We start from the raw sequence: 24,969 nt of genomic DNA on the forward strand, positions 1-24,969 counted from the left end.
CGAGCGAACGGGGATTAGCCCTTAAGCATCTTGGAAGTTAGTGGAACGGTCCTGGAAAGGCCGGCGATACAGGGTGATAGCCCCGTACACGAAAACAACCTTGATGTGAAATCGAGTAGGGCGGGACACGTGACATCCTGTCTGAATATGGGGGGACCATCCTCCAAGGCTAAATACTCCTGACTGACCGATAGTGAACCAGTACCGTGAGGGAAAGGCGAAAAGAACCCCTGTGAGGGGAGTGAAATAGAACCTGAAACCGTGTACGTACAAGCAGTGGGAGCCCTTCGGGGTGACTGCGTACCTTTTGTATAATGGGTCAGCGACTTACATTTTGTAGCGAGGTTAACCGTATAGGGGAGCCGTAGGGAAACCGAGTCTTAACTGGGCGTCTAGTTGCAAGGTGTAGACCCGAAACCGGGTGATCTAGCCATGGGCAGGTTGAAGGTTGAGTAACATCAACTGGAGGACCGAACCCACTAACGTTGCAAAGTTAGGGGATGACCTGTGGCTGGGGGTGAAAGGCCAATCAAACTCGGAGATAGCTGGTTCTCCCCGAAAGCTATTTAGGTAGCGCCTCGGACGAATACTACTGGGGGTAGAGCACTGTTTGGGCTAGGGGGTCATCCCGACTTACCAACCCCATGCAAACTCCGAATACCAGTAAGTAATATCCGGGAGACACACGGCGGGTGCTAACGTCCGTCGTGAAGAGGGAAACAACCCAGACCGCCGGCTAAGGTCCCAAAGTTCTGGTTAAGTGGGAAACGATGTGGGAAGGCTCAGACAGCTAGGATGTTGGCTTAGAAGCAGCCATCATTTAAAGAAAGCGTAATAGCTCACTAGTCGAGTCGGCCTGCGCGGAAGATGTAACGGGGCTCAAACCAGGCACCGAAGCCGCGGATTCACACTTATGTGTGAGTGGTAGGGGAGCGTTCTGTAAGTCTGCGAAGGTGTATCGAGAGGTATGCTGGAGATATCAGAAGTGCGAATGCTGACGTAAGTAACGATAAAGGGGGTGAAAAGCCTCCTCGCCGGAAGACCAAGGGTTCCTGTCCAACGTTAATCGGGGCAGGGTGAGTCGACCCCTAAGGCGAGGCCGAAAGGCGTAGTCGATGGGAAGCAGGTTAATATTCCTGCACGACTTGTAATTGCGATGGGGGGACGGAGAAGGCTAGGTGGGCCAGGCGACGGTTGTCCTGGTGAAAGTGCGTAGGTGGTGTTTCCAGGCAAATCCGGAGACACAACACTGAGACACGAGACGAACGCACTACGGTGCGGAAGCCATTGATGCCCTGCTTCCAGGAAAAGCCTCTAAGCTTCAGATTACAAGTCATCGTACCCCAAACCGACACAGGTGGTCGGGTAGAGAATACCAAGGCGCTTGAGAGAACTCGGGTGAAGGAACTAGGCAAAATAGAACCGTAACTTCGGGAGAAGGTTCGCTCTTGATGGTGAAGTCCCTTGCGGATGGAGCTGTCGGGAGTCGCAGTGACCAGATGGCTGGGACTGTTTATCAAAAACACAGCACTCTGCAAACACGAAAGTGGACGTATAGGGTGTGACACCTGCCCGGTGCCGGAAGGTTAATTGATGGGGTTAGCGCAAGCGAAGCTCTTGATCGAAGCCCCGGTAAACGGCGGCCGTAACTATAACGGTCCTAAGGTAGCGAAATTCCTTGTCGGGTAAGTTCCGACCTGCACGAATGGTGTAACCATGGCCATGCTGTCTCCACCCGAGACTCAGTGAAATCGAATTCGCCGTGAAGATGCGGTGTACCCGCGGCTAGACGGAAAGACCCCGTGAACCTTTACTACAGCTTGGCACTGAACATTGAACCTACATGTGTAGGATAGGTGGGAGGCTTTGAAGGCGTGACGCCAGTTGCGCTGGAGCCGTCCTTGAAATACCACCCTTGTATGTTTGATGTTCTAACGCAGGGCCCTGAATCGGGCTCGCGGACAGTGCCTGGTGGGTAGTTTGACTGGGGCGGTCTCCTCCCAAAGAGTAACGGAGGAGCACGAAGGTTGGCTAATCCTGGTCGGACATCAGGAGGTTAGTGCAATGGCATAAGCCAGCTTAACTGCGAGACGGACAGGTCGAGCAGGTACGAAAGTAGGTCATAGTGATCCGGTGGTTCTGAATGGAAGGGCCATCGCTCAACGGATAAAAGGTACTCCGGGGATAACAGGCTGATACCGCCCAAGAGTTCATATCGACGGCGGTGTTTGGCACCTCGATGTCGGCTCATCACATCCTGGGGCTGAAGTCGGTCCCAAGGGTATGGCTGTTCGCCATTTAAAGTGGTACGCGAGCTGGGTTCAGAACGTCGTGAGACAGTTCGGTCCCTATCTGCCGTGGGCGTTGGATGATTGAAGGGAGTTGCTCCTAGTACGAGAGGACCGGAGTGAACGAACCTCTGGTGTTCGGGTTGTCACGCCAGTGGCACTGCCCGGTAGCTAAGTTCGGAATCGATAACCGCTGAAAGCATCTAAGCGGGAAGCGAGCCCTGAGATGAGTCATCCCTGACCCCTTGAGGGTCCTAAAGGGCCGTTGGAGACCACAACGTTGATAGGTGGGGTGTGTAAGCGTAGCGATACGTTGAGCTAACCCATACTAATTACCCGTGAGGCTTAACCATACAACACCCAAGAAGTGTTCTGAGACTTGTAGCAGATACCGAGAACGAATAACTAAATCAGCTTTTTCAGATTGAAGATTTTTGCCTGGCGGCAATAGCGCAGTGGAACCACCTGACCCCATGCCGAACTCAGAAGTGAAACGCTGTAGCGCCGATGGTAGTGTGGCATTCGCCATGCGAGAGTAGGACACTGCCAGGCACCCAATTTTAGATTACGCATTGAGCGTGGTCTTTACCGGTTAGTGTGCTGATATGGCTCAGTCGGTAGAGCGCATCCTTGGTAAGGATGAGGTCCCCAGTTCGATTCTGGGTATCAGCACCATTTTCAAGCAGTACAAGCTTTTGCCTGACGGCAATAGCGCCGTGGAACCACCTGATCCCATGCCGAACTCAGAAGTGAAACGCGGTAGCGCCGATGGTAGTGTGGCATTCGCCATGCGAGAGTAGGACACTGTCAGGCACCTATTCAGAAGAGGCCTCCCATGCGGGAGGCCTTTTTGCATTTCTGTCCTCCCGCCGCAATTCCCTGCTTCTATTTCAGTAAAAATGCTGGGCTATCAAGGGATTGCTCGTTACTCTTTAGCCGTTGCCCGATGAACACGTGATGCTGCCTGCGAGGTATTGATGGCTACGTTGAAGGAAATTGCACAGGAGGCGGGGGTATCGCTTGCTACCGTATCCCGTGTGCTGAACGAGGATCCCAGCCTGAGCGTCAAGGACGAGACCAGGCAGAAGATCTTCGAGATTGCCGAGCGGCTGGAGTACAAGACCAGCAGCGCCCGCAAAGGGGTGCACAAGAGCAAGCTGCAGCTCCTGGCTGTCTACGCCTATCCCCAGAGCACCGAGGTCAACGATCCCTATTACCTCGCCATCCGCTACGGCATCGAGACCCAGTGCACCCGCCTCAACATCGAGCTGGCCCACTGCTACAACGGTGCCGAGGGGCGTGAGCTCTCTGCCGTCGATGGCATCCTGGTCATCGGCCATCTGCCGGAAGAACGGCTGGCCGTGCTACGCGGCCTGTCTGCACAGCTGGTGTTCGTGGATTGCCGCTCTCAGGGGGATTTTGACTCGATTGACGTTGATTTGGCACTCATCAGCCAGCAGGTAGTGGACTTCTTCATCGCCGAGGGCCATCAGCGCATCGGCTATATCGGTGGCCAGGATGATGGCCCGGATCTGCGGGAACTCGCCTTTCGCGATTATGGCCAGCGGCTTGGCGTGGTGCAGGAGAGCGACCTCTATCGCGGAGACTTCTCCAGCGCTTCCGGCTACAAGCTGGCGAAGGAGATGCTGGCCGGCGACTGGCCCAGGGCACTATTTGTCGCCTCCGACTCCATCGCCATCGGCGTGCTGCGTGCCATCCACGAGAAGGGACTGGCGATTCCCCAGCAGATCGAGCTTATCAGCGTCAACGATATCCCGACCGCCAAGTTCACCTTCCCGCCGCTCTCCACGGTGCGGATCCACTCCGAGTTGATGGGCTCCCAGGGGGTCAACCTGCTGGTTGAACGGCTGCGTGACGAGCGGGATATCCCGCTGCGGGTGCTGGTACCGAGCAAGTTGACCCTGCGTGGCACCACGCGCTGATTTTAGTAAAACAACCTGCATTTTAGTTGCACCATCTTATGGTGGTGCGACTCCTCTCCCAAGCAAACTGCTTTGCAATATCATCCAATGACGTCACATCACAATGTTTTATAGTTGATTTTACTGCCATTCAGCCAGCTATCATCAACATCCGTGCCACACCCATCCGCCCTATTCCCTTTTATCTTCCGCTTCTGATCTCGCTCACAAAACCATCCGCTCACTGTGATCAGGTTAAAACTTTACCTATTAAAAACTGATATTTAGTAAATGTTTATCTAGAGTTTACCCAGTTAACGTTGCCTTGTTCCGGGAGGACATGTGAATAACTGGGAAAACGTCCAATTCGTTGGTGAAAACAGGCTGGCTCCGCGCGCCTACTTCTTCTCTTATGCCGACCACGTGCTGGCGGCCACCATGCAGCGCGAGCTGAGCCGCCGTTTTCTGGGGCTGAGCGGCCAATGGCAGTTCCACTACTTCGACCACCCCCTGCAGGTGCCGGAGGCCTTCTATCACAGCCCCATGAGCGAGTGGGGCCAGATCACCGTGCCCAACATGTGGCAGATGGAAGGACATGGTCAGCTCCAGTACACCGACGAAGGTTTTCCCTTCCCCATAGACGTGCCCTTCGTGCCGACCAACAACCCCACCAGCGCCTATCAGCGCAGCTTCACGCTGAGCCCGGCCTGGGATGGCGAGCAGGTGATCATCAAGTTTGACGGGGTGGAGACCTACTTCGAGGTCTATGTGAACGGCCACTATGTCGGCTTCAGCAAGGGGAGCCGTCTCACCGCCGAGTTCGATATCAGTGCCTACGCCAACATTGGCGAGAACCTGCTGTCGGTACGGGTGATGCAGTGGGCGGACTCCACCTATATCGAAGATCAGGACATGTGGTGGATGGCGGGGATCTTCCGCGACGTCTATCTGGTGGGCAAACCGGCCGCCCATGTGCAGGACTTCTTCATCCGCACCGCGCTGGCCGACGACAACCGGAGCGCGACCCTGAGCTGCGATATCCAGCTGGAGAACCTGGGGGCAGCAGCCCGTGATCTCCGTCTGGTCTGGTCCCTGCTGGATCAGGGCAGCGAGATCGCCAGCGGCTCGCTCGACCATCTCGCCATCGACGGCAAGTGTGATTGCCGCTTCACGCTGGATCTGGCCAACCCCCATCTGTGGAGCGCCGAAGATCCTTACCTCTACCAGCTGCAACTCTCCCTCTACAACGGTCAGGGCGAGCTGCTGGAAGTGATCCCGCAGCGGGTCGGGGTGCGTGAAATCAAGGTCAAAGATGGTCTCTTCTACGTCAACGGCCACTACCTCAAGCTGCACGGGGTGAACCGTCACGACAACGACCACCTCAAGAGCCGTGCGGTCGGCATGGACCGTGTTGAGCGCGATATCGTGTTGATGAAGCAGCACAACCTCAACTCGGTGCGTACCGCCCACTACCCGAACGACCCGCGTTTCTACGAGCTGTGCGACCAGTACGGTCTGTTCGTGATGGCGGAGACCGACGTGGAGACCCACGGCTTTGCCAACGTCGGCGATCTCAGCCGCATCACCGACGACTCCTTCTGGGAGCCGGTGTTCGTGGATCGCATCGAGCGCCACGTGCACGCCCAGAAGAACCACCCCTCCATCATCATCTGGTCGCTCGGCAACGAGTCCGGCTACGGTTGCAACATCAGAGCCATGTACCAGCGCTGCAAGGCGATCGACCCGACCCGGCTGGTGCACTACGAAGAGGATCGCGATGCCGAGGTGGTGGATGTGGTCAGCACCATGTATTCCCGCGTCTCCCAGATGAACTGCTTCGGCGAGTTCCCGATGGCGAAGCCACGCATCCTCTGCGAATACGCCCACGCCATGGGCAACGGCCCGGGTGGCCTGAGCGAATACCAGCAGGTGTTTGACCGCCATCCCCACATTCAGGGTCACTACATCTGGGAGTGGTGCGATCACGGCATTCTGGATCAGGACGAGCATGGCCGCCCGGTCTACAAGTACGGCGGCGACTACGGCGACTACCCCAACAACTACAACTTCTGCATGGATGGCCTCATCTATCCGGATCAGACCCCGGGGCCGGGCCTGCGCGAATACAAGCAGGTGATCTGTCCGGTCAAGATTCGCGCCCTGGATCTGGCCAGCGGCAAGCTGGAAGTGGAAAACCGCTACTGGTTCTCCACTCTCGACGACATCCGTCTGCTGGTCGAAGTGAAGGCTGAGGGCGAGCTGCTGGCCAGCCAGCAAATCCGGTTGGAAGGGATTGCTCCCGGTGCCACCACTGCGCTACAACTCGAGCTGCCATCCCTTGATGGGCGGGAAACCTTCGTCCAGCTGCGGGTCATCAAGGCCACTGCCACCCGTTACAGCGCGGCGGAGCACGAGCTGGGCCAGTACCAGTTCCGGCTGAAAGAGTCGACTCGCCAGCTGCAGCCCTTTGCCAATCCCAACGCTACTCCGTTGGATATCGCTGATGAGCGCCTCGCGCTGACCTTGAGCGGTAGCGGCTTTGCCCTGCGCTTCTCGCGCCTCGACGGCAAGCTGGTGAGCTGGCAGCAGGATGGTATCGAGCTCATCGAGCGTTCGCCGCGCCTCACCTTCTTCAAGCCGATGATCGACAACCACAAGCAGGAGTACGAGAGCCTGTGGCACCCCAACCACCTGCAGATCATGCAGGAGCACTTCCGCACCTTAAGCTGGCGTCAGCTGGGCGAGGCGGTCGAGGTGACGGTCGAGAGTCTGATCGCGCCGCCGGTGTTCGACTTCGGCATGCGTTGCCGCTACGTCTACACCCTGAGCCCGAATGGTCAGCTGCATGTGGCACTGTCCGGTCAGCCCTATGGCGGCTATGACGACATCATTCCCAAGATCGGCTTCGAGCTGGGCATTCGTCAGGATCTCGACCGGGTGCACTACTACGGCATGGGGCCGGGCGAGAACTATCAGGACAGTCGCCAGAGCAACTGGATCGACAGCTTCCAGAGCACAGTCAGCGAGATGTGGGAGCACTACCCCTTCCCGCAGGACAACGGCAACCGCCAGCAGGTGCGCTGGGCGACCCTGACCAACCGCCACGGCGCCGGTCTCTACGTGCGGCCCGATGCCCCCATCAACCTGAGCGTCTGGCCCTACAGCTGGGAGCATATCCACGCGGCGCAACACATCAACGAGCTGGAGCCGAGTGGTTATCTCACCCTCAATCTGGATCACAAGGTACTGGGGCTCGGCTCCAACTCCTGGGGCTCCGAGGTGCTGGACTCCTGGCGGGTGCGCTTCGAGCCGTTCAGCTTCGGCCTGACCCTGCTGCCCATCGCTCGCGGCAACCTCAATCCGGCTGCGCTGGCCGGGCTCGATCTCACCATCAACGGCGGGAGGAACCTCGCATGATCACCCTGGACAACCTGACCCTGTTCAAAAACATCTACCGAGAGGGCAAGAAGTGGGGCCGCTGCGTGGAGGCCATCAACAACCTGCCGAACCTCAAGCCCGGAATCTGCCACTCCATCGGTGACTCCCTCACCTACCGCTTGCAGGAGGGGGCCAGCCCGGCCACCTCCCTGTTCGAGGGGCAGCGCCGCTACTTCGACGTTCACTACTACCTGGAAGGGGCAGAGACGGTGGAGTTTGCTGCCAAGTCGGATCTGCGGGTCGAGCAGGGCTATGACGACACCACAGACCGCGAGTGGCTGGCTGGCGAGGTGCGTGAGCGCCAGCAGGTGGGCAACGGTCAGGTGGTGATCTTCGAGAACGATGAGGCCTACCGGTTTGTTGGTGATGCACCGGTGCGCAAGCTGATCATCAAGGTCACCGTCGAAGGCGGCTACTTCAAAAACAAATAACAAGCCGCCGGTTCTGCACTGACAAAGCCGGAAGGGCGGGGCTCACCCTACACATCATGCCCCGCCCTTTCGCGAGATAACTACAGGTCTGGAGATGCACCATGTCTGATTCCAAACGCAATACGATAGGCAAGTTTGGTCTGCTGTCGCTCACCTTCGCGGCGGTATTCAGCTTCAACAACGTCATCAACAACAACATCGAAATCGGTCTGGCCTCGGCACCTATGTTCTTTCTGGCCACCATTTTTTACTTCATTCCGTTTTGCCTGATCATTGCGGAGTTCGTGTCACTGAACAAAAACTCCGAAGCGGGGGTGTATGCCTGGGTGAAGAGTTCCCTCGGCGGTCGCTGGGCCTTTATCTCCGCTTACACCTACTGGTTCGTGAACCTCTTCTTCTTCACCTCGCTGCTGCCGCGGGTTATCGCCTACGCCTCCTATGCCTTCCTCGGTTACGAGTACATTCTCACCCCGGTGGCGACCACGGCATTGAGCATGGTGCTGTTCGCCTTTGCCACCTATGTCTCCACCAACGGTGCCAAGATGCTGGGCCCCATCACCTCGGTGACCTCGTCCCTGATGCTGCTGCTGACCCTCTCCTACATCCTGCTGGCAGGTGCGGCACTGGTGGGCGGCGTGCAGCCGGCAGATCCCATCACGGTAGAGGCCATGATCCCCGATTTCAGCTGGGCCTTCCTGGGTATTACGACCTGGATCTTTATGGCGGCCGGTGGCGCCGAGTCGGTGGCGGTCTACGTCAATGACGTGAAAGGGGGCTCCAAGTCATTCGTGAAGGTGATCATCATCGCCGGGATCTTTATCGGCGTGCTCTACTCCATTGCATCCCTGTTGATCAACGTGTTCGTCCACAGCGATACCCTGAAATATACCGGCGGCTCGGTGCAGGTGTTCGAGGGGCTGGCGGCCTACTTCGGCCTGCCGGAGATCTTGATGAACCGCTTCGTCGGTCTGGTCTCCTTCACCGCCATGTTCGGCTCCCTGCTGATGTGGACCGCGACCCCGGTGAAGATCTTCTTCTCCGAGATCCCGGCCGGCATCTTCGGCAAGAAGACGGTTGAGCTGAACGAGCACGGCGTGCCCGCCCGTGCAGCCTGGATCCAGTACCTCATCGTGCTGCCGCTGATGGTGATCCCGACCCTGGGCTCCAACACCGCGCAGGATCTGATGAACACCGTCATCAACATGACAGCTGCCGCCTCCATGCTGCCGCCGCTGTTCATCATGCTGGCCTACCTCAATCTGCGGCTGAAGCTCGACCACCTGCCGCGGGATTTCAAGATGGGCTCGCGCTCCACCGGCATCGCCGTGGTCTCGGTGCTGATCGTCCTCTTCTCGGTGGGCTTCCTCGCCTCCACCTTCCCGACCGGCGCCGACATCATGACCATCGTCTTCTACAACGTCGGCGGGATCGTGATTTTCCTCGGCTTCGCCTGGTGGAAATACAACCGATACGAGGCCTCCCTCAGCGCCGAGGCGCGCGCGAAAGAGGCCGAGCCAGCGGCGCAGGTCGTCATCCAGCCGTCATGACCCCCATCAAACCGGGTGGCCGTTGGCCACCCGCAAACCGTTGAACCAGAAAAGGAAAAGTGCATGAGCGAGACGATCGAGTTTGCCGAATTCAAACGGGTCGAGATGAAGGTGGGCAAGGTGCTGGAGGTGGTGCGTCACCCCGGGGCCGACAAACTCTACATCGTCCAGATCGACGTAGGGGGCGAGCGGCCGCTGCAGACCGTCACCAGTCTGGTGCCTTACTACAGCGAAGAGGAGCTGATGGGCAGCGAGGTGGTGGTGCTGACCAACCTCAAGCCCACCCGAATGCGCGGCGAGCGATCCGAGTGCATGTTGCTCTGCGCCGAGACCCTGGACGAGAGCCAGAGCGTGCTGTTGCAGCCGCGGGTGCCGATGGCGCCGGGCACTCCGATCGTCTGACTGGTATTGCGAGCCGGTGCGGGAGACGGCACCGGTTCACCAACGAGGCCGTCCACGCGGCCCGCTCATAACAAGAGAGTAAAGGGCAGGGTCGACAGACCCTTGCCAAACACATCACAGAGTCACAGCGTTACCCGCAGGGAACGCGAGTCCACTGGAGGACACCATGTCTGAATCCGTACGCGGCACCATAGGCAAGTTTGCCTTGTTGTCGATGACCTTTGCCGCCGTGTTCAACGTGCGCAACATCGTCAACAACAACATCGAGCTGGGGCTCAGCTCCGCCCCCATCTTCCTGCTGGCGACCATCGTCTACTTCATTCCGTTCGTCTTCATCATCGCCGAGTTCGTCTCGGCCAATAAAAACTCCGAGTCGGGGATGTACGACTGGCTGAAAAAACCGCTCGGCACCCGGATGGCCTATCTGGGCTCGTTTCTCTACTGGTTCGTGAACCTGTTCTGGTTCGTCTCCCTGCTGCCCAACGTCATCGCCTACGCCTCCTACGCCATGCTGGGCTATGAGTACAGCTTCTCGCCCATGGTCACCTCGATCATCTCCATCGTGCTGTTTGCGGCGGCGACCCATATCTCTACCAAGGGGGCGAGCTGGCTGGGAAAGATTGCCGAGATCGTGGCCTACGGGGTATTTGCCCTGTTCGCCATCTATGTGCTGGGCGCCCTGATGGCCCTGAGTGGCGATCATGTGCCGGCCCAGCCCATCACGCTGGAGGCGATGACTCCCACCGTCAACTGGGCGACGCTCGGTATCATGTGCTGGATCTTCCAGGCGGCGGGCGGTGCCGAGACGGCGGCGGCCTACCTCAATGACGTGAAGGGGGGTCAGAAGTCCTTCATCAAGGTGATCATCAGCGCTGGCATCGTCATCGGTGCCATGTATGCGGTCGGTTCCCTGCTGGTGAACGTGTTCGTGCCGCGCGAGAGCCTCACCTATGCCGGCGGCATGGTGGAGATCTTCACCGGCATGGCCCAGTACTTCGGGCTTTCCGAGGCGCTGGTGGGCCGCTTCGTCGGCGTGGTGCTGTTTATCGCCATGTTCGGCTCCATGATGATGTGGACCTCGGCGCCGGTGAAGATCCACTTCTCCGAGATCCCGCAGGGGGTTTACGGCGAGAAGACCACCCAGCTCAACGAGCACGGGGTGCCGGTGCGCGCCGCCTGGTGGCAGTTTGTCTTCGTGTTCGTGATGCTGGTGATCAACGGCTTCGGCTCGGAATCGGTGCAGCAGATGATGAACACCGCCATCAACCTCACCGCCGGCACCGCCATGCTGCCGCCGATCTTCATCATGGTGGCCTACTTCGTGTTCCGCTGGAAACATGACGACACCCCGCGCGAGTTCCGCATGGGGTCGCGCACTTTCGGGATGGCGGTGGTGTCGGTGCTGATCGCCATCTTCGTGGTGAGCATGAGCGCCTCCGCCTTCCCGGCCGGGGTGGATCTGGTGCGTGCCTTCTTCATCAACGTCTTCATGACCGCGGTCTTCTCGGCGCTGGCCTACTGGTGGATCTCCCGCTTCGAGAAGCGCCAAGCCCGCAAGTCAGGTGGCAACGAGAAGAAATCGGGCAGCGGCACCCTGGCCAGCCAGCGCTGACCGGCATGTGGCAAGCAGGAGACGGGCGACCAGGGTCGACCGTTTTTTATTGGCCGGATCCGGGGCCGGAGGGTCAAAATCGTTTAGTTTTGCTGTGAGAATGTGCGTTATCGTTTAACAAAATGAAACAAATGAAGCTGCCGCTCAACTTTGCACCACAGGGTGTTCGGGGTAAGCTTGTCCCTTCGTATCCGGGGTCGCCGTCTGATGACGCCTTCCCCGTGCCCTGTCGTCCCCTCCCGTGCGGGACGCGCTTTCTCTGGAGACTCCCCGTGCGTCTGGATCCTTTTACCTCTGTGCTGATTGCCGTGGTGGCCCTGGCCTCCTTCTTCCCCTGCGAGGGGCAGGTGGCCGTCTGGTTCGGTCTGCTGACCAAGCTGGCGGTGGCGCTGCTGTTCTTCATGCATGGTGCCAAGCTGTCGCGCCAGAACCTGCTGGCGGGCCTCGGCCACTGGCGGCTGCACCTGGTGGTGATGGCGAGCACCTTCCTGCTCTTCCCGCTGCTGGGGCTGCTGCTCACGCCCCTGGTGCCCCAGTGGCTGAGCCCGGCCATCTACCTCGGTTTCCTTTACCTGTGCGCCCTGCCCGCCACCGTGCAGTCGGCCATCGCCTTCACCTCCATGGCGGGGGGCAATGTGTCGGCGGCGGTGTGCAGCGCCTCGGCCTCCAGCATCCTCGGCATCTTCCTCTCGCCGGTGCTGGTGGGGCTGATGATCAATGTGCAGGGGGAGGGGGTCGATACCTGGCACTCCATTCAGGCCATCATGGTGCAGCTGATGTTGCCCTTCGTGGTGGGGCACCTGTCACGCCCCCTCATCGGTGGCTGGGTCGACAGCCACCGGCCGCTCATCGGCAAGCTGGACCAGAGCTCCATCCTGCTGGTGGTCTATGTGGCCTTCAGCGAGGCGGTGGTGCAGGGGATCTGGCACCAGGTCGGCTGGTACGATCTCGCCAGCATCGTGCTGCTGAGCTGCGTGCTGCTGGCGCTGGTGCTGGGGTGGAACGTCTGGATCAGCCGTCGCCTCAGTTTCAACAGGGCGGACGAGATCACCATCGTCTTCTGCGGCTCCAAAAAGAGCCTGGCCAACGGGGTGCCCATGGCCAACGTCATGTTCCCCGCCGCCAGCGTCGGGGTCATGGTGCTGCCCCTGATGATCTTCCACCAGATCCAGCTGATGGTGTGCGCCGTGCTGGCCCGCCGCTACCGCGAGCAGGAGGCGGTGCCCCAGGTACAGGAGGGGTAAGCGGTCCGGATAAAGAAGAGGGAGGCCATGGGCCTCCCTCTTTCGTTTGCCGCGTCGTCAGCGTTTGCGCCAGACGGTGAGCTGGGCCACCGTGTGCTGGTACTTGCGGGCGGTCTCGCGGATGACGAAGGGGACGTCCCTCGGGGGCATGTGCTCCTCGAACTCCTCCGCCAGCAGCCGTTGCAGCGCCTGATAGGTGCCGAGGGCCTCGCCGTTTTCCCGGATGCCGCCGAGCCAGTTGGCCTTGGGGGTGTAGTCGGTCAGCCAGGTGTAGGGGCTGGTGAGCACCAGCAGGCCGCCGCTGCGAAGGCGCGGAGCAATGTCCCGCAGGAAGCGGGCGGGCTCCCGCAGCCGGTCGATCAGGTTGGAGGCGAGCACCAGGTCGTAGTCGCCGTACTTGGGCTTGAGGTTGCAGGCATCCCCCTGGCTGAAGTGGACCCGCTCGCTCTGCTCGCGACCGAGCTCGTGGCGGGAGAGGCGCGCCTCGCAATATTCCACCAGATCCCCTTCCACCGGCACCGCATAGCGGAAGCTGTCCTGTCTTGCCAGGGTCAGGGCCACGTCGATGAAGCGGGCCGAGTAGTCCACCCCGTCCACGTGGGCGAAGCGGCGAGCCAGTTCGAAGCTGGCCCGGCCGGTGGCGCAGCCGATGTCGAGCGCCCGCTCATGGCGGCCGCAGAGCTCGCTGGCAAGACCGGCCAGAGCCTCGGCGTAGTTGGCGACCCCGAAGTGGCTCGGACCGTACTGGAAGTCGAGATACTGGGCGACCAGGGTGTCGGTTTCATAAGGGTTCACGATGACGGGCTCCTGATGGCGTGAGACCAGGTAGCGGAAGCCCGCGTGCTGGAAGAAGTGGCGACGGAAGGCGTAGCGGGAGGATTTGAGCGCCTCGTTGCCGGTGCTGATCCAGCTCCCGCCCTTGATGAGGGTGTGCTTGCCGTCGAAGGTGGGGGTGGAGAAGTCGTCGTAGAGGGGGTGCACCTTGAACCCCTCGAAGCCGTCGATGGCGGTGCTGGTCCACTGCCAGACGTTGCCCACCAGATCGAAGAAGCTGCCCTGGGGGCAGGCATCCACCGGGCAGGAGGAGGCGAAGCGGGCCAGGTTGATGTTGCCGGGGGCCTCCATCCAGTCCGGCTGATCGCCGGCCAGTTGTTCCCGTAGCAGCATCCACTCCCCCTCGCTCGGTAGCTGGACGGGCAGGCCGGTCTGATCCGCCTTCCAGCGGCAGAAGGCGGCGGCCTCCAGCTGGTTCACCTCCACCGGCCAGTCCCAGGGCATGGGGACCTGCTCGGTCATCAGCCGCAGATGCAATTGTTCGGGTTCGAGGGGGTCGCCGACCCAGAAGGTGGGCATGCGGGCCTTGGCATACTGGCGCCAGCCCCAGCCTTCGTCATCCCACCAGTCACGGGTCTCGTAGCCGCCCGCCTGCACGAAGGCCAGGTATTCGGCGTTGCTCACCAGCATGCGGCTGGCCTGGAAGGGGGCCAGCTCGATGTGGCGCTCGCCGTATTCGTTGTCCCAGCCGTAGGTGGCGTCCTGCTTGCCGAGGCGCACCTGGCCGCCGGCCACCGGCAGCAGGGTGTTGACGGGGACGGCGGCGAGATCGTGGCGCGCCTCGGGGCAGACCGGCCACTGGGGCTGGCTGCGCACCCAGGCCAGGGGCAGCTGGCGGATCAGCACGCTGGAGGTCTCGAGGTGGATGCGCTCGTGCTCTATGCCCATCAGGATGACCCAGGCCGGGCTCTGCCAATGGATGGGCAGCTCGATCGGCATCCGCTCGATGAAATCACACACCAGGGCGCGCACCCGGCCGCGGTAGTCACGCAGCTCGGCCACAGTGGGCCAGTCGTAGTGGGTTTCGTCCAGATCGTCCCAGCTCATCTCGTCCACCCCGATGGCGACCAGGGCCTCGATGCGGGGGTCGAGCCGACTCTCGATGAGACGGGCCGCCAGCAGCTTGTTGACGAAGAAGGCGGCGGTATGGCCGTAGTAGAAGATGAGCGGGTGGCGCAGGGGGATCGCCTTGTTGAACCAGGCCCGCTCGTCGGCCAGGCAGTCGAACAGCGAGTCGTAGAGATCGAAGGTCTGGCAGAAGTAGGCGAGGAGCTCGCGGCGCTTGTGGTCGGGATCGTCGCCGGTCAGCAGCGGGGTGCGGGTGGGGGCAGGCAGGCCCGGATGGACGAATGGGTGGCTGGCTTGGGTCACGCTCTGACTCCTTGTTGATTCTGGCGGGTGAAGCAGCGATGGAGTGCTCTATACGCACCAGGTATCACTATTGGCTCAACGAACCGGGGCGGCAACCAAAAAAATGGGTCAACGCCCTCCTTCGGGTGTGGTCAGATTGACCAGATTGTGGTCTGAATGACTCTTTGTTGTGGGCAATTCGAGCCTCGAAATATTGAAATGGATAGATAAATCATAATGTTATCCATGTGGCACAGGGTTTGCTCATTGCCACTCACCTGCCGCGCCGTGCGGCAAAGAGGAAACGAGGAGTAGCGGGATGAAATGGATGCTGGGCGTGGTGCTGGCCCTGGGACTGACCGGATGCAGCTGGCAGGATGACGTCAAGGTGCGCGGGGAGGGGGCCGTGGTGGAGCAGCAGCATCCCCTGGGGCATGAGGTGACTCGGGTGCTGGCGGGCGTGCCCGCCAACCTGTACCTGGTGGCGGGAGAGAGCCACACCCTCAGGGTCAAGGGGGAGGCCAATCTGCTGCCCTATCTGGTGCTCACCGAGCAGGGGGAGAAGCTGGAGATCGAGGTCAAGGATGGCTACCGGCTCGACCCCACCCAGCCGCTGGAGATCACCATCACCCTGCCGACGCTGCACGAGTTGGCACTGGCGGGAGTTGGCAACGGCGCCTTGCGCGACTTCAAGGGGGATGATCTGGTGCTCTCCCTGGCGGGCACGGGGGACATCGTCGCCAGCGGGCTGACGCTGGATCGGCTGGAGGGCAACATCGCCGGGCTGGGCAACCTGGATCTGGGGCAGGGCTCCGCCCGGGTGATGGCGCTGAACATCGCCGGCGCCGGTGGCGTCAAGGGGGCCGGGATCGCCAGCGAGGAGGTCGAGGTGAGCATCGCCGGCAGTGGCGAGGTCGAGGTGCGTGCCCGGTCGCGGCTCAAGATAGAGATCGCCGGAGCCGGTGCGGTCAACTACTGGGGCAGCCCAGCGCTGACCAGCGAGATCGCGGGCTCGGGTCAGGTGAGCCGGTTGGGGAGCTGATCCCATCACCGCAACAATGAAAAAGGCCCCTCGGGGCCTTTTTTGCAGGATGCGACGCTGTTGGGTGACGCTTCACTCGAGGGGGAGTGCGAGGCCCAGATCGGCGTTCAGGCGCATCAGCAGCCACTGCATGCCGGCGAGGTGCTGGTGGTCATGGCTGACGAGCAGGCGCACCAGACCGTCCAGAGTCACCTCCCCATAGCCGCCATAGCGGGCGCGGCGCTGCCAGGCGTCGGACGGTACCGTCTTCAGCCATTCGACGGTCTGCAGGCGGGCGGTGCGAAACCGGTCGAGCTGCGTGGCGGTATCCTGCCGGGGGTAATCATGGTCCAGCGCGAGCTGATAGCCATCGAGGGAGGCGAGCTCCGGCAGGCTCTCCGCCAGGGTGCGACGAAACCGCACCTGATAGCCCAGCACCTCGATGTCCAGCAGGTGGCAGAGGTGCCCCCTGGCACTGAAACGCTCGGAGGGGATCCCGGCCCAGTTGGCGGGTTCCCAGTCCAGACGGTCGGTGGGGACCTGTGCCAGCAGCCGCTCGAACTGGTCCGGCATGGCCAGCAATGTGGTGAAGAGAGGCATCCTTGTCTCCTGTTTCCGGGTGAATGGCCGCCCGCTGACGGGGGGCGGCCACGAGCGGGTCAGCCTCAGGCCGGTTCGCCCAGGTGGTTGGCGTGAAAGCGCAGGTGCGCCTCGATGAAGCTCGCCACGAAGTAATAGCTGTGGTCGTAGCCGGCATGGCGGTTGAGCGTCAGGGGCCACGCCCGGGTGGCGGCCACTTCGGCCAGGGTGTCGATGCCGAGCTGCTCCGCCAGGAAGGGGTCGTCCAGCCCCACGTCCACCAGGGTCGGCAGGGGTGGGCTGTCGTGGTGGCGCAGCAGCTGGCAGGTATCCCACTCCTGCCACAGCAGGGGGTTGTTGCCGAGGTAGGCGCCGAGGGCTTTCTGGCCCCAGGGGCAGCGGCTCGGGTGGCTGATGGGGCTGAAGGCCGACACCGAGCGGTAGCGACCCGGCTCGCGCAGGGCGGCGATGAGGGCGCCGTGGCCTCCCATGGAGTGGCCGCTGATGGCGCGCTTCGTCGAGACCGGGAAGTGGGTCTCGATGAGCTCGGGCAGCTCCCGGGTGACGTAATCGTACATCTGGTAGTGATCCCGCCAAGGGCTTTGGGTGGCGTTGACGTAGAAACCCGCCCCCATGCCAAGGTCATAGCCGGGATCGTCCGCCACCCCTTCACCGCGGGGGCTGGTGTCCGGCGCTACCAGAGCGATGCCGAGCTCGGCGGCGATGCGCTGGGCCCCGGCTTTTTGCATGAAGTTCTCGTCGGTGCAGGTGAGACCGGAGAGCCAGTAGAGCACCGGCACTTTCTGGCCGGTGAGGGCCTGGGGCGGCAGGTAGATGGCGAAGCGCATCTCGCACCCCAGCACATTGGAGCGGTGGCGATACTGCTTGTGCCAGCCGCTGAAGCTCTTGTTGCTGCTGATGATGTCCAGATTCATGTAAGGACTCCTTGCCCCGCCCATGCGATGGGCGGGGCGCTCATGGGATCAGTAGTGGATGACGGTGCGGATGCTCTTGCCTTCGTGCATCAGATCGAACGCCTCGTTGATCTGCTCGAGGGGCATGGTGTGGGTGATGAAGTCGTCCAGCTTGAACTCACCCTGCATGTAGCGCTGTACGTAGCTCGGCAGCTCGCTGCGACCGCGCACGCCCCCGAAGGCGCTGCCGCGCCACACCCGGCCGGTGACCAGCTGGAACGGACGGGTGCTGATCTCCTGGCCCGCACCGGCCACGCCGATGATGACCGACTCGCCCCAGCCCTTGTGGCAGCACTCCAGCGCCGCGCGCATCACCTTGACGTTGCCGATGCACTCGAAGGAGAAGTCGACGCCGCCGTCGGTCATCTCGACGATCACCTCCTGGATGGGCTTGTCATAGTCGTTCGGGTTGATGCAGTCGGTGGCACCCAGCTTGCGGGCCAGCTCGAACTTGCTCTCGTTGATGTCGATGGCGATGATGCGGCCGGCCTTGGCCAGGCGCGCGCCTATGATGGCGGAGAGGCCGATGCCCCCCAGCCCGAAGATGGCGACGCTCTCACCCTCTTTCACCTTGGCGGTGTTCATCACGGCGCCGATGCCGGTGGTGACGCCGCAGCCCAGCAGGCAGACCTCTTCCAGCGGGGCGGCCGGATCCACCTTGGCGATGGAGATTTCGGGCAGTACCGTGTATTCGCTGAAGGTGGAGGTGCCCATGTAGTGGTAGATGGGCTGGCCGTCCTTGGAGAAGCGGGTGGTGCCGTCCGGCATCAGCCCCTTGCCCTGGGTGGCGCGGATCTTCTGGCACAGGTTGGTCTTGCCGGATTTGCAGAACTTGCACTCGCCGCACTCGGGGGTGTAGAGCGGGATCACGTGATCGCCGACCTTGACGCTGGTGACGCCCTCGCCGACGGACTCGACGATACCGCCCCCTTCATGGCCCAGAATGCAGGGGAAGACCCCTTCCGGATCTTCACCGGAGAGGGTGAAGGCATCGGTGTGGCAGACGCCGGTCGCGACGATGCGCACCCGCACCTCGCCGGCCTGGGGCGGCATGACCTCGACCTCTTCGATGGAGAGGGGCTGACCCGGTCCCCAGGCGATGGCGGCTTTACACTTGATGCTCTGAACCTGTGCCATGAATGACGTCCTCGTAGTGGTTGGATGAACGGAAATGAGTTCGGAGATCCAGTGTAGTTTCCCGCCGATTTGGTGATAATAACGCTAAGTATCAAATCACTTTTACACACAGGTAATAATGTTCGGCTGGGAAGGGGTCTGTGAATTTGTCAGCGTGGCGGAGCAGGGGGGCTTTACTCCGGCCGCGCGCAAGCTCGGGGTGTCGGTGGCCCAGGTGAGCCGCCAGGTGGCGCAGCTCGAAGACAGGCTGCAGGCCAAGCTGCTGCTGCGCACCACCCGTCAGGTGCGTCTCACCGAACTCGGGGAGATCTATTTTCGCCACTGCCGCCAGTTGCTGGACAACCTCTACGAGGCGGAGCTGGCGGTGGGACGCCATCAGGCGGTGCCCCAGGGCTCCTTGCGCATCACGGCCCCGGTCTCCTACGGCGAGAGCCGCATCGCCCCCCTGGTGAACGACTTCATGGTGCGCTTCCCCCAGCTGGAGGTGACCCTCAACCTCACCAACCAGTTGCTGGATCTGGTGCACGAGGGGTTCGATCTGGCGATCCGCCTCGGCCACCTCAAGGATTCGACCCTGGTGGCCCGCAAGCTGGCGCAGCGGGTACCCTATGTGTGCGCCTCCCCCGCCTACACCGCCCGCCACGGCATGCCCAACAGTCTCTCGGAGCTGGCCCGTCACACCTGCCTGGTGGGCAACGGGGACGAGTGGCACTTCACCCTGAACGGTAAACCCCACAGCGTGCGGGTACGCGGTCTGCTTCAGTGCAACAGCGGCCACGCCCTGCTGGATGCGGCCATCAAGGGGATCGGCATCATCCAGCTGCCGGACTACTATGTGAGCGACCACCTGGCCCGGGGGGAGCTCATCGAGCTGCTGCCGGAGTTGCGGGCCCCCGAGGAGGGGATCTGGGCCCTCTATCCCCACAACCGCCACCTCTCCCCCAAGGTGCGGCTGCTGGTGGACTATCTGGCCGAGCGCCTCAGTGATCCCCACCAACCCGCCCTGGTGCGCCCCATCGGCTGAGCCGTCGCCCGAAAAAGAAAAGGCCCGCATGTGCGGGCCTTTTGCATGGCATGAAGGGCGGGGCTATTCCCGCTCCTTGACGTAGGGGGTGCCGAGGGCCTTGGGGGCTACCGCCTTGCCGATGAAACCGGCCAGCAGGAAGACCGTCAGGATGTAGGGCAGCGCCTCGATGGCCTGCACCGGGATCGGGAAATCGCCGATGCTGACCCCTTGCAGCCGGATAGCGACCGCGTCGAGGAAGCCGAACAGCAGACAGGCCGCCATGGCGTTCCAGGGGCGCCACTTGCCGAACACCAGGGCCGCCAGCGCCATGAAGCCCTTGCCCGCGCTCATGTTGGGGATGAACTGGGCGGTCTGGGCCACCGCCAGATAGGTGCCCCCGATCCCCGCCAGCAGGCCACCGATGATGAGGGCGGTGTAGCGCATCCGCACCACGGAGATACCGGCGGTGTCGACCGCCGCCGGTGCCTCGCCCACCGCCCGCAGCCGCAGGCCGAAGCGGGTGCGGAACAGCACCCACCAGGCCAGGGGCACGGCGGCGAAGGCCACGTACTCCAGCAGGGAGTGACCGCTCAAGAGCTCGCTGTAGAGCTGGCCGATGACGGGCACGTCATAGAGCTCCTTGGCATAGGGCAGGTCGATGGGGGCGAAGCGCGCCGCGCCGGAGAGCGCCGGGGTCTGGCCCCCCTGATCGAACCAGTAGCGCCCCAGGGTCACGGTGAGACCGGCCGCCAGGATGTTGATGGCCATGCCGCTCACCACCTGATCACCCCGGTGGGTGATGGTGGCGAAGCCGTGCAGCAGGGCGAACAGGATGGAGATCCCCACCCCGACCCCCAGCCCAATCCAGGCGGAACCGGTGACGGCGGCCGCCGCCGCACTGGCGAAGGCGGAGGCCAGCAGCTTGCCCTCCAGGGCGATGTTGACCACCCCGGAGCGTTCACAAAACATCCCGGCCATGGCCGCCAGGATCAGTGGCGGTGCGGTGCGGATGGTGGCATCCAGCATCAGGATCAGCATTTCGAACATGATCAGGCTCCTTTCACTTGGGCGGCCGGGCGGTTGGCAAAGGCCAGATAGGCCTGCTCGATACGCGGGCGCAGCATGTGCTCCAGGGCGCCGCAGAACAGGATCACCAGACCCTGCAGCACCACGACGATGTTGCGGTCCACCCCGAACTCGAAACTGAGCTCGGCGCCGCCCTGGTAGAGGAAGCCGAACAGCAGGCTGGCGATGATGACGCCGACCGGGTGGTTGCGGCCCATCAGGGCCACCGCGATGCCGGTGAAGCCGAAGCCTTCCACGAAGTTGAGCTTGATCTGGTGCAGCTCACCCTGCAGCACGTTGAGGGCGAAGAAGCCCGCCAGCATGCCGGAGATCACCATGGCCAGGATCACCACCTTGGGGTAGGAGATACCCGCATAGGCGGAGGCACTCTGGCTTGCGCCCACGGAGCGGATCTCGTAGCCCCAGCGGGTATGCCAGATGAAGACCCACACCAGGGCCGCACAGATCAGCGCCCAGAAGAAGCTGATGTTGAGCGGGCTGTTGGGCATGGCGATGCCGAAACCGGCCGCCAGCTCGCTCATCTTCGGCAGCCAGCTCGCCACGGCGAACACCTTGCTCTCGGTGGCCATGGATCCTGGCGGCTTGAAGACGTCGACCAAGAGGTAGGCCATCAGGGAGGCGGCGATGAAGTTGAACATGATGGTGGTGATGACGATGTGGCTGCCCCGCTTGGCTTGCAGCCAGGCCGGGATGAAGGCCCAGGCCGCGCCGAACAGGCCGCCGGCGATGATGGCGAGCGGCAGCAGCAGGGCGAACGGCAGCACGTCCCCGAGCAGCAGACAGACCAGACCGACCCCGAGGCCGCCGATATAGGCCTGCCCTTCACCGCCGATGTTGAACAGGCCGGCGTGGAAGGCCACCGCCACCGCCAGACCGGTGAAGATGAAACCGGTGGCGTAATAGAGGGTGAAGCCTATCCCCTCGCCGGTGCCGAAGGCGCCGTACCACATGATTTCGGCTGCCTCGATGGGGCTGATGTCGAGGTAATAGAACAGGATGGCCGACACCAGGAAGGCCAGCAGGATATTGACTGCGGGCAGCACGCCCACGGATATCCAGGCAGGAACACGTGCTTGGCTCATGAATGGGCCTCCTTGATATCGTCGGGGACTGGTGTGTTGACCATCATCAGGCCGAATCCGTTACAAGTGGTTGTGACCTTCATGATGTGGCTCCTTGTGATTGGCTTGCCGCCACGTCGTCAGGAACTATGTTCGCCATCATCAGGCCGATGGTGCGTTCATCCGCCCTGGCGCCGTCCAGCTCGCCGACGATGCGGCCATCGGCGATGACCAGAATGCGGTCGGAGAGGCTCATGATCTCGTCCAGCTCCACCGACACCAGCAGCACCGCCTTGCCCTTGTCGCGCATGGCGATGATCTGCTGGTGGATGTACTCGATGGCGCCGATGTCGACGCCCCGGGTCGGCTGGCCGACCAGCAGCACATCCGGGTCCTGCTCCACTTCCCGGGCGATCACCAGCTTCTGCTGGTTGCCGCCGGAGAAGTTGGCGGTCTTGTGCTCCGGGCTCGGCGGGCGCACGTCCCACTTCTCCATCTTGGCCTGGCAATCCTGGCGGATCGCCTCCTTGTCCTGCAGCCAGCCCTTGTTGTACTGGGCACGGCGGTGATAGCCGAGGATGAAGGCCTCTTTCGCCTCGAAGCGGTTGATGAGCCCCATCTTGTGCCTGTCTTCCGGGATATGGCCGAGGCCGAAGTTGCGCACCTGCTCCGGGTCGGCCGGGTGGCTCTGGCTCACCTCGTGGCGCTGCGTCCCGGCGATGGTGAAGCCGCCCTTGCTGGGCTTGAGGATGCCGCCGAGCATGCTGAGCAGCTCGGACTGGCCGTTGCCGGAGACCCCGGCGATGCCGACCACTTCCCCCGCCCGCACCTCGAAGCTGACGGATTTGACCCGTTCGACCCCGGCGTCATCGACGTAAGAGAGGCCCTCGACCTTGAGCTTGGCCTCGCCCGGCTGGGCGGTGCCCTTGTCGACCTTGAGGCGCACCTTGCGGCCCACCATCAGCTCGGCGAGCTGCTCCTTGTCGGTGTCTTTGGTGGCGACATGGGCCACCATCTCCCCCCGGCGCATGATGGAGACCTGATCCGTGATGGCCAGGATCTCCCGCAGCTTGTGGGTGATGAGGATGACGGTCGCCCCCTGATCCCGCAGCTTTTTCAGCACCTCGAACAGGTGATCCGCCTCTTGCGGGGTCAGCACCCCGGTGGGCTCGTCGAGGATCAGGATGCGGGCACCGCGATAGAGCGCCTTGAGGATCTCGACCCGCTGTTGCAGGCCCACCGGCAGATCCTCGACCTTCTCGTGCAGCGGCACCTCGAGACCATAGTCCCGTGCCAGCTCGCCCAGCAGCTTCTCGGCGGCCGCCAGGCTCTTGCCCAGGCGCCAGCCGTTCTCGGCCCCCAGGATGACGTTTTCCAATACGGTAAAGTTGTTCACCAGCATGAAGTGCTGGTGCACCATGCCCACCCCGGCGGCAATCGCATCTTGGGAGCCATGGGGTTTGAACGGATTCCCGTCGATCAGCATCTCGCCTTTGTCGGCGTGGTAGAAACCGTAAATGATGCTCATCAGGGTCGACTTGCCGGCGCCATTTTCGCCGACGATGCCGTGAATGCTGCCTTTACGAACCTGAAGGTCGATCTGCTTGTTGGCGTACACGTCGCCGAACCGCTTATCGATACCCCTTAATTCGATGGCATAGCGATCTGTCTGGTCCATGATGCAGTCCTTGCGGGTCATGAAGTAGAGACTAAAAACCGGCCCGTGCGGGCCGGTCATCACTGGTTGAGAGTCGTAGCAGTGACTCGGTATTTGCAGGATCAGTACTTACAGGAGTTGTCGCTCATGTAGTCGTGCACCTTGATCTTGCCGGCGATGATGTCGGCCTTGATGCTCTCGACCTTGGCTTTCATTTCCGGGGTGATCAGCTTGGCGTTGTTCTCGTCCAGCGCCCAGTCAACCCCGCCTTCGGCCAGACCCAGGGACTGGATGCCCGGCTTCCAGCTGCCCTTGGCGGCGTCATCCCAGCTTTTGTACGCGGCCAGACCCACGGACTTGACCATGGAGGTCAGCATGGTGCCCGGTTGCAGGTGGTTCTGGTTGGAATCCACACCGATGGCCAGCTTGCCTTCGTCCTTGGCAGCCTGATAGACACCGATACCGGTGCCACCGGCGGCGGCATAGACCACGTCGGCGCCCTTGGCGAACTGGGACTTGGCCAGTTCTGCACCCTTGGCGGGGTCAGCAAAGGCTGCCGGGGTGGAGCCGGTCATGTTCTGATAGACGTCGATCTTCGGATTGATGTACTTGGCGCCTTGCTCATAGCCGCACTGGAACTTGCGGATCAGCGGGATGTCCATGCCGCCCACGAAGCCGACCTTGCCGGTCTTGGAGGCGATGGCCGCCAGGGCACCCACCAGGAAGGAACCTTCATGCTCCTTGAAGATGAGGGACTGGACGTTCGGCTTGTCGACCACCATGTCGATGATGGTGAACTGGGTGTTCGGGAACTCGGTGGCAACCTTCTCTACTGCGGAACCCATGTTGAAGCCGACGGCGACGATGGGGCCGTTGCCACGGCTGGCCAGACGACGCAGGCCCTGCTCGCGCTGGGCTTCGTTCTGGGGTTCGAACTCCTTGACCTTGACGCCTTTGTCCTTGTTGTAGACTTCGACACCGTTGCGGAACACGGCTTCGTTGAAGGACTTGTCGAATTTGCCTGCGGTGTCATAGATGACGGCGGGCTCGGAGGCTGCCTGGGCGGACAGGGCAGCGAGGGTGAGGGCGGCCACGGTGGCCAGCTTGAGCACTTTAGTCACGATCGTATCCTTGATTGTTATGTGAGGGTCCACAACCTGTCTTGGCAGGTCATAAAGCACGCTGGCTAACTGTAAGTGAGCCAGCCCGTTGGTCAAGGGGATCATAGAGGAAAAACGTTTGCGTTAACGGTTTGAAATATAAGCAAATTGCCTTATAAGTGTTTGTTTTATGGTGTTTTTGCAGAATTAAATTCCGTGATTAATAGGGCTCGATCGACATTTGTGTTTGGATTCATGACGTTAGGCGCAACCGTTTTCC

At 61.7% G+C, this 24,969-nt stretch carries 17 protein-coding genes, 1 tRNA gene and 3 rRNA genes (1 of these 21 cut by a window edge); 13 read left to right on the forward strand and 8 right to left on the reverse strand.

Going from position 1 to position 24,969, the window contains the following annotated elements:
* The 11 genes from I6L36_RS13460 to I6L36_RS13510 all read left to right on the forward strand — a co-directional run.
* Nucleotides 1-2,641 (forward strand): 23S ribosomal RNA (locus tag I6L36_RS13460); it begins 249 nt to the left of the window's first position.
* A gap of 84 nt (nucleotides 2,642-2,725) precedes the next feature.
* A 5S ribosomal RNA gene (gene rrf, locus I6L36_RS13465) occupies nucleotides 2,726-2,840 on the forward strand.
* A gap of 47 nt (nucleotides 2,841-2,887) precedes the next feature.
* A tRNA-Thr gene (locus tag I6L36_RS13470) sits at nucleotides 2,888-2,963 on the forward strand.
* A gap of 23 nt (nucleotides 2,964-2,986) precedes the next feature.
* Nucleotides 2,987-3,101, forward strand: a 5S ribosomal RNA gene (gene rrf, locus I6L36_RS13475).
* A gap of 164 nt (nucleotides 3,102-3,265) precedes the next feature.
* Nucleotides 3,266-4,231 (forward strand): transcriptional regulator EbgR, encoded by a 966-nt coding sequence (gene ebgR / locus I6L36_RS13480; protein ID WP_041214116.1) that lies wholly within the window; start codon nucleotides 3,266-3,268, stop codon nucleotides 4,229-4,231.
* Nucleotides 4,232-4,552: 321 nt separating this feature from the next.
* A complete protein-coding gene (ebgA, locus tag I6L36_RS13485; RefSeq protein WP_053288855.1) occupies nucleotides 4,553-7,627 on the forward strand; it encodes a beta-galactosidase subunit alpha in 3,075 nt (1,024 codons plus the stop codon).
* Nucleotides 7,624-8,079: a beta-galactosidase subunit beta gene (locus tag I6L36_RS13490; protein WP_053288854.1), complete on the forward strand. Its 456-nt coding sequence runs from the start codon at nucleotides 7,624-7,626 to the stop codon at nucleotides 8,077-8,079. Before ebgA ends, I6L36_RS13490 begins: the two co-directional genes overlap by 4 nt.
* A gap of 101 nt (nucleotides 8,080-8,180) precedes the next feature.
* Nucleotides 8,181-9,626, forward strand: a complete 1,446-nt coding sequence (locus tag I6L36_RS13495) for an amino acid permease (RefSeq protein ID WP_053288853.1) — start codon at nucleotides 8,181-8,183, stop codon at nucleotides 9,624-9,626.
* Nucleotides 9,627-9,689: 63 nt separating this feature from the next.
* A complete protein-coding gene (locus I6L36_RS13500; RefSeq protein WP_053288852.1) occupies nucleotides 9,690-10,028 on the forward strand; it encodes a tRNA-binding protein in 339 nt (112 codons plus the stop codon).
* A gap of 166 nt (nucleotides 10,029-10,194) precedes the next feature.
* Complete coding sequence (locus I6L36_RS13505) at nucleotides 10,195-11,640, forward strand: amino acid permease (RefSeq protein ID WP_053288851.1); 1,446 nt, start codon at nucleotides 10,195-10,197, stop codon at nucleotides 11,638-11,640.
* A gap of 272 nt (nucleotides 11,641-11,912) precedes the next feature.
* Nucleotides 11,913-12,884, forward strand: coding sequence for a bile acid:sodium symporter family protein (locus I6L36_RS13510; protein ID WP_053288850.1), 972 nt, complete (start codon nucleotides 11,913-11,915; stop codon nucleotides 12,882-12,884).
* A gap of 57 nt (nucleotides 12,885-12,941) precedes the next feature.
* Here I6L36_RS13510 and ovoA read toward each other — a convergent pair whose 3' ends face one another.
* Complete coding sequence (gene ovoA / locus I6L36_RS13515) at nucleotides 12,942-15,089, reverse strand: 5-histidylcysteine sulfoxide synthase (RefSeq protein WP_053288849.1); 2,148 nt, start codon at nucleotides 15,087-15,089, stop codon at nucleotides 12,942-12,944.
* Between the two features lie 298 nt (nucleotides 15,090-15,387).
* On the opposite strand from ovoA, the gene I6L36_RS13520 reads away from it, so the two are divergent.
* Nucleotides 15,388-16,110, forward strand: coding sequence for a DUF2807 domain-containing protein (locus I6L36_RS13520; RefSeq protein ID WP_053288848.1), 723 nt, complete (start codon nucleotides 15,388-15,390; stop codon nucleotides 16,108-16,110).
* A 72-nt stretch (nucleotides 16,111-16,182) separates the two neighbouring features.
* Here I6L36_RS13520 and I6L36_RS13525 read toward each other — a convergent pair whose 3' ends face one another.
* The 3 genes from I6L36_RS13525 to I6L36_RS13535 form a co-directional block, all read right to left on the reverse strand.
* Nucleotides 16,183-16,689: a DinB family protein gene (locus tag I6L36_RS13525; RefSeq protein WP_010672467.1), complete on the reverse strand. Its 507-nt coding sequence runs from the start codon at nucleotides 16,687-16,689 to the stop codon at nucleotides 16,183-16,185.
* Nucleotides 16,690-16,754: 65 nt separating this feature from the next.
* Nucleotides 16,755-17,603, reverse strand: a complete 849-nt coding sequence (gene fghA, locus I6L36_RS13530) for an S-formylglutathione hydrolase (RefSeq protein ID WP_053288846.1) — start codon at nucleotides 17,601-17,603, stop codon at nucleotides 16,755-16,757.
* A gap of 48 nt (nucleotides 17,604-17,651) precedes the next feature.
* Complete coding sequence (locus I6L36_RS13535; RefSeq protein ID WP_053288845.1) at nucleotides 17,652-18,779, reverse strand: S-(hydroxymethyl)glutathione dehydrogenase/class III alcohol dehydrogenase; 1,128 nt, start codon at nucleotides 18,777-18,779, stop codon at nucleotides 17,652-17,654.
* A gap of 118 nt (nucleotides 18,780-18,897) precedes the next feature.
* On the opposite strand from I6L36_RS13535, the gene I6L36_RS13540 reads away from it, so the two are divergent.
* Nucleotides 18,898-19,803, forward strand: a complete 906-nt coding sequence (locus I6L36_RS13540) for a LysR substrate-binding domain-containing protein (RefSeq protein ID WP_039039541.1) — start codon at nucleotides 18,898-18,900, stop codon at nucleotides 19,801-19,803.
* A gap of 63 nt (nucleotides 19,804-19,866) precedes the next feature.
* Here I6L36_RS13540 and I6L36_RS13545 read toward each other — a convergent pair whose 3' ends face one another.
* The 4 genes from I6L36_RS13545 to I6L36_RS13560 all read right to left on the reverse strand — a co-directional run bounded on the left by I6L36_RS13545 (nucleotide 19,867) and on the right by I6L36_RS13560 (nucleotide 24,710).
* Nucleotides 19,867-20,832 (reverse strand): ABC transporter permease, encoded by a 966-nt coding sequence (locus I6L36_RS13545; protein WP_010672471.1) that lies wholly within the window; start codon nucleotides 20,830-20,832, stop codon nucleotides 19,867-19,869.
* Between the two features lie 2 nt (nucleotides 20,833-20,834).
* Entirely contained in the window at nucleotides 20,835-21,953 is a 1,119-nt protein-coding gene (locus I6L36_RS13550; protein WP_010672473.1) for an ABC transporter permease, read from the reverse strand.
* 79 nt (nucleotides 21,954-22,032) lie between these two features.
* The gene (locus I6L36_RS13555; protein WP_053288964.1) at nucleotides 22,033-23,610 is read right to left on the reverse strand and encodes an ABC transporter ATP-binding protein; all 1,578 of its coding nucleotides are present in this window, start codon (nucleotides 23,608-23,610) and stop codon (nucleotides 22,033-22,035) included.
* Nucleotides 23,611-23,711: 101 nt separating this feature from the next.
* Nucleotides 23,712-24,710, reverse strand: a complete 999-nt coding sequence (locus I6L36_RS13560; protein WP_041212138.1) for a BMP family protein — start codon at nucleotides 24,708-24,710, stop codon at nucleotides 23,712-23,714.
* Nucleotides 24,711-24,969 lie beyond the last annotated feature (259 nt).

This window comes from Aeromonas sp. FDAARGOS 1406, from assembly GCF_019048565.1.
Taxonomy (GTDB): domain Bacteria; phylum Pseudomonadota; class Gammaproteobacteria; order Enterobacterales; family Aeromonadaceae; genus Aeromonas; species Aeromonas caviae.

Coding starts and splice junctions, on each gene's coding strand:
- ebgR (WP_041214116.1), top strand. CDS start 3,266: ATGGCTACGTTGAAGGAAATTGCACAGGAGGCGGGGGTATCGCTTGCT.
- I6L36_RS13490 (WP_053288854.1), top strand. CDS start 7,624: ATGATCACCCTGGACAACCTGACCCTGTTCAAAAACATCTACCGAGAG.
- I6L36_RS13495 (WP_053288853.1), top strand. CDS start 8,181: ATGTCTGATTCCAAACGCAATACGATAGGCAAGTTTGGTCTGCTGTCG.
- I6L36_RS13500 (WP_053288852.1), top strand. CDS start 9,690: ATGAGCGAGACGATCGAGTTTGCCGAATTCAAACGGGTCGAGATGAAG.
- I6L36_RS13505 (WP_053288851.1), top strand. CDS start 10,195: ATGTCTGAATCCGTACGCGGCACCATAGGCAAGTTTGCCTTGTTGTCG.
- I6L36_RS13520 (WP_053288848.1), top strand. CDS start 15,388: ATGAAATGGATGCTGGGCGTGGTGCTGGCCCTGGGACTGACCGGATGC.
- I6L36_RS13525 (WP_010672467.1), bottom strand. CDS start 16,689: ATGCCTCTCTTCACCACATTGCTGGCCATGCCGGACCAGTTCGAGCGG.
- fghA (WP_053288846.1), bottom strand. CDS start 17,603: ATGAATCTGGACATCATCAGCAGCAACAAGAGCTTCAGCGGCTGGCAC.
- I6L36_RS13535 (WP_053288845.1), bottom strand. CDS start 18,779: ATGGCACAGGTTCAGAGCATCAAGTGTAAAGCCGCCATCGCCTGGGGA.
- I6L36_RS13540 (WP_039039541.1), top strand. CDS start 18,898: ATGTTCGGCTGGGAAGGGGTCTGTGAATTTGTCAGCGTGGCGGAGCAG.
- I6L36_RS13545 (WP_010672471.1), bottom strand. CDS start 20,832: ATGTTCGAAATGCTGATCCTGATGCTGGATGCCACCATCCGCACCGCA.
- I6L36_RS13550 (WP_010672473.1), bottom strand. CDS start 21,953: ATGAGCCAAGCACGTGTTCCTGCCTGGATATCCGTGGGCGTGCTGCCC.
- I6L36_RS13555 (WP_053288964.1), bottom strand. CDS start 23,610: ATGGACCAGACAGATCGCTATGCCATCGAATTAAGGGGTATCGATAAG.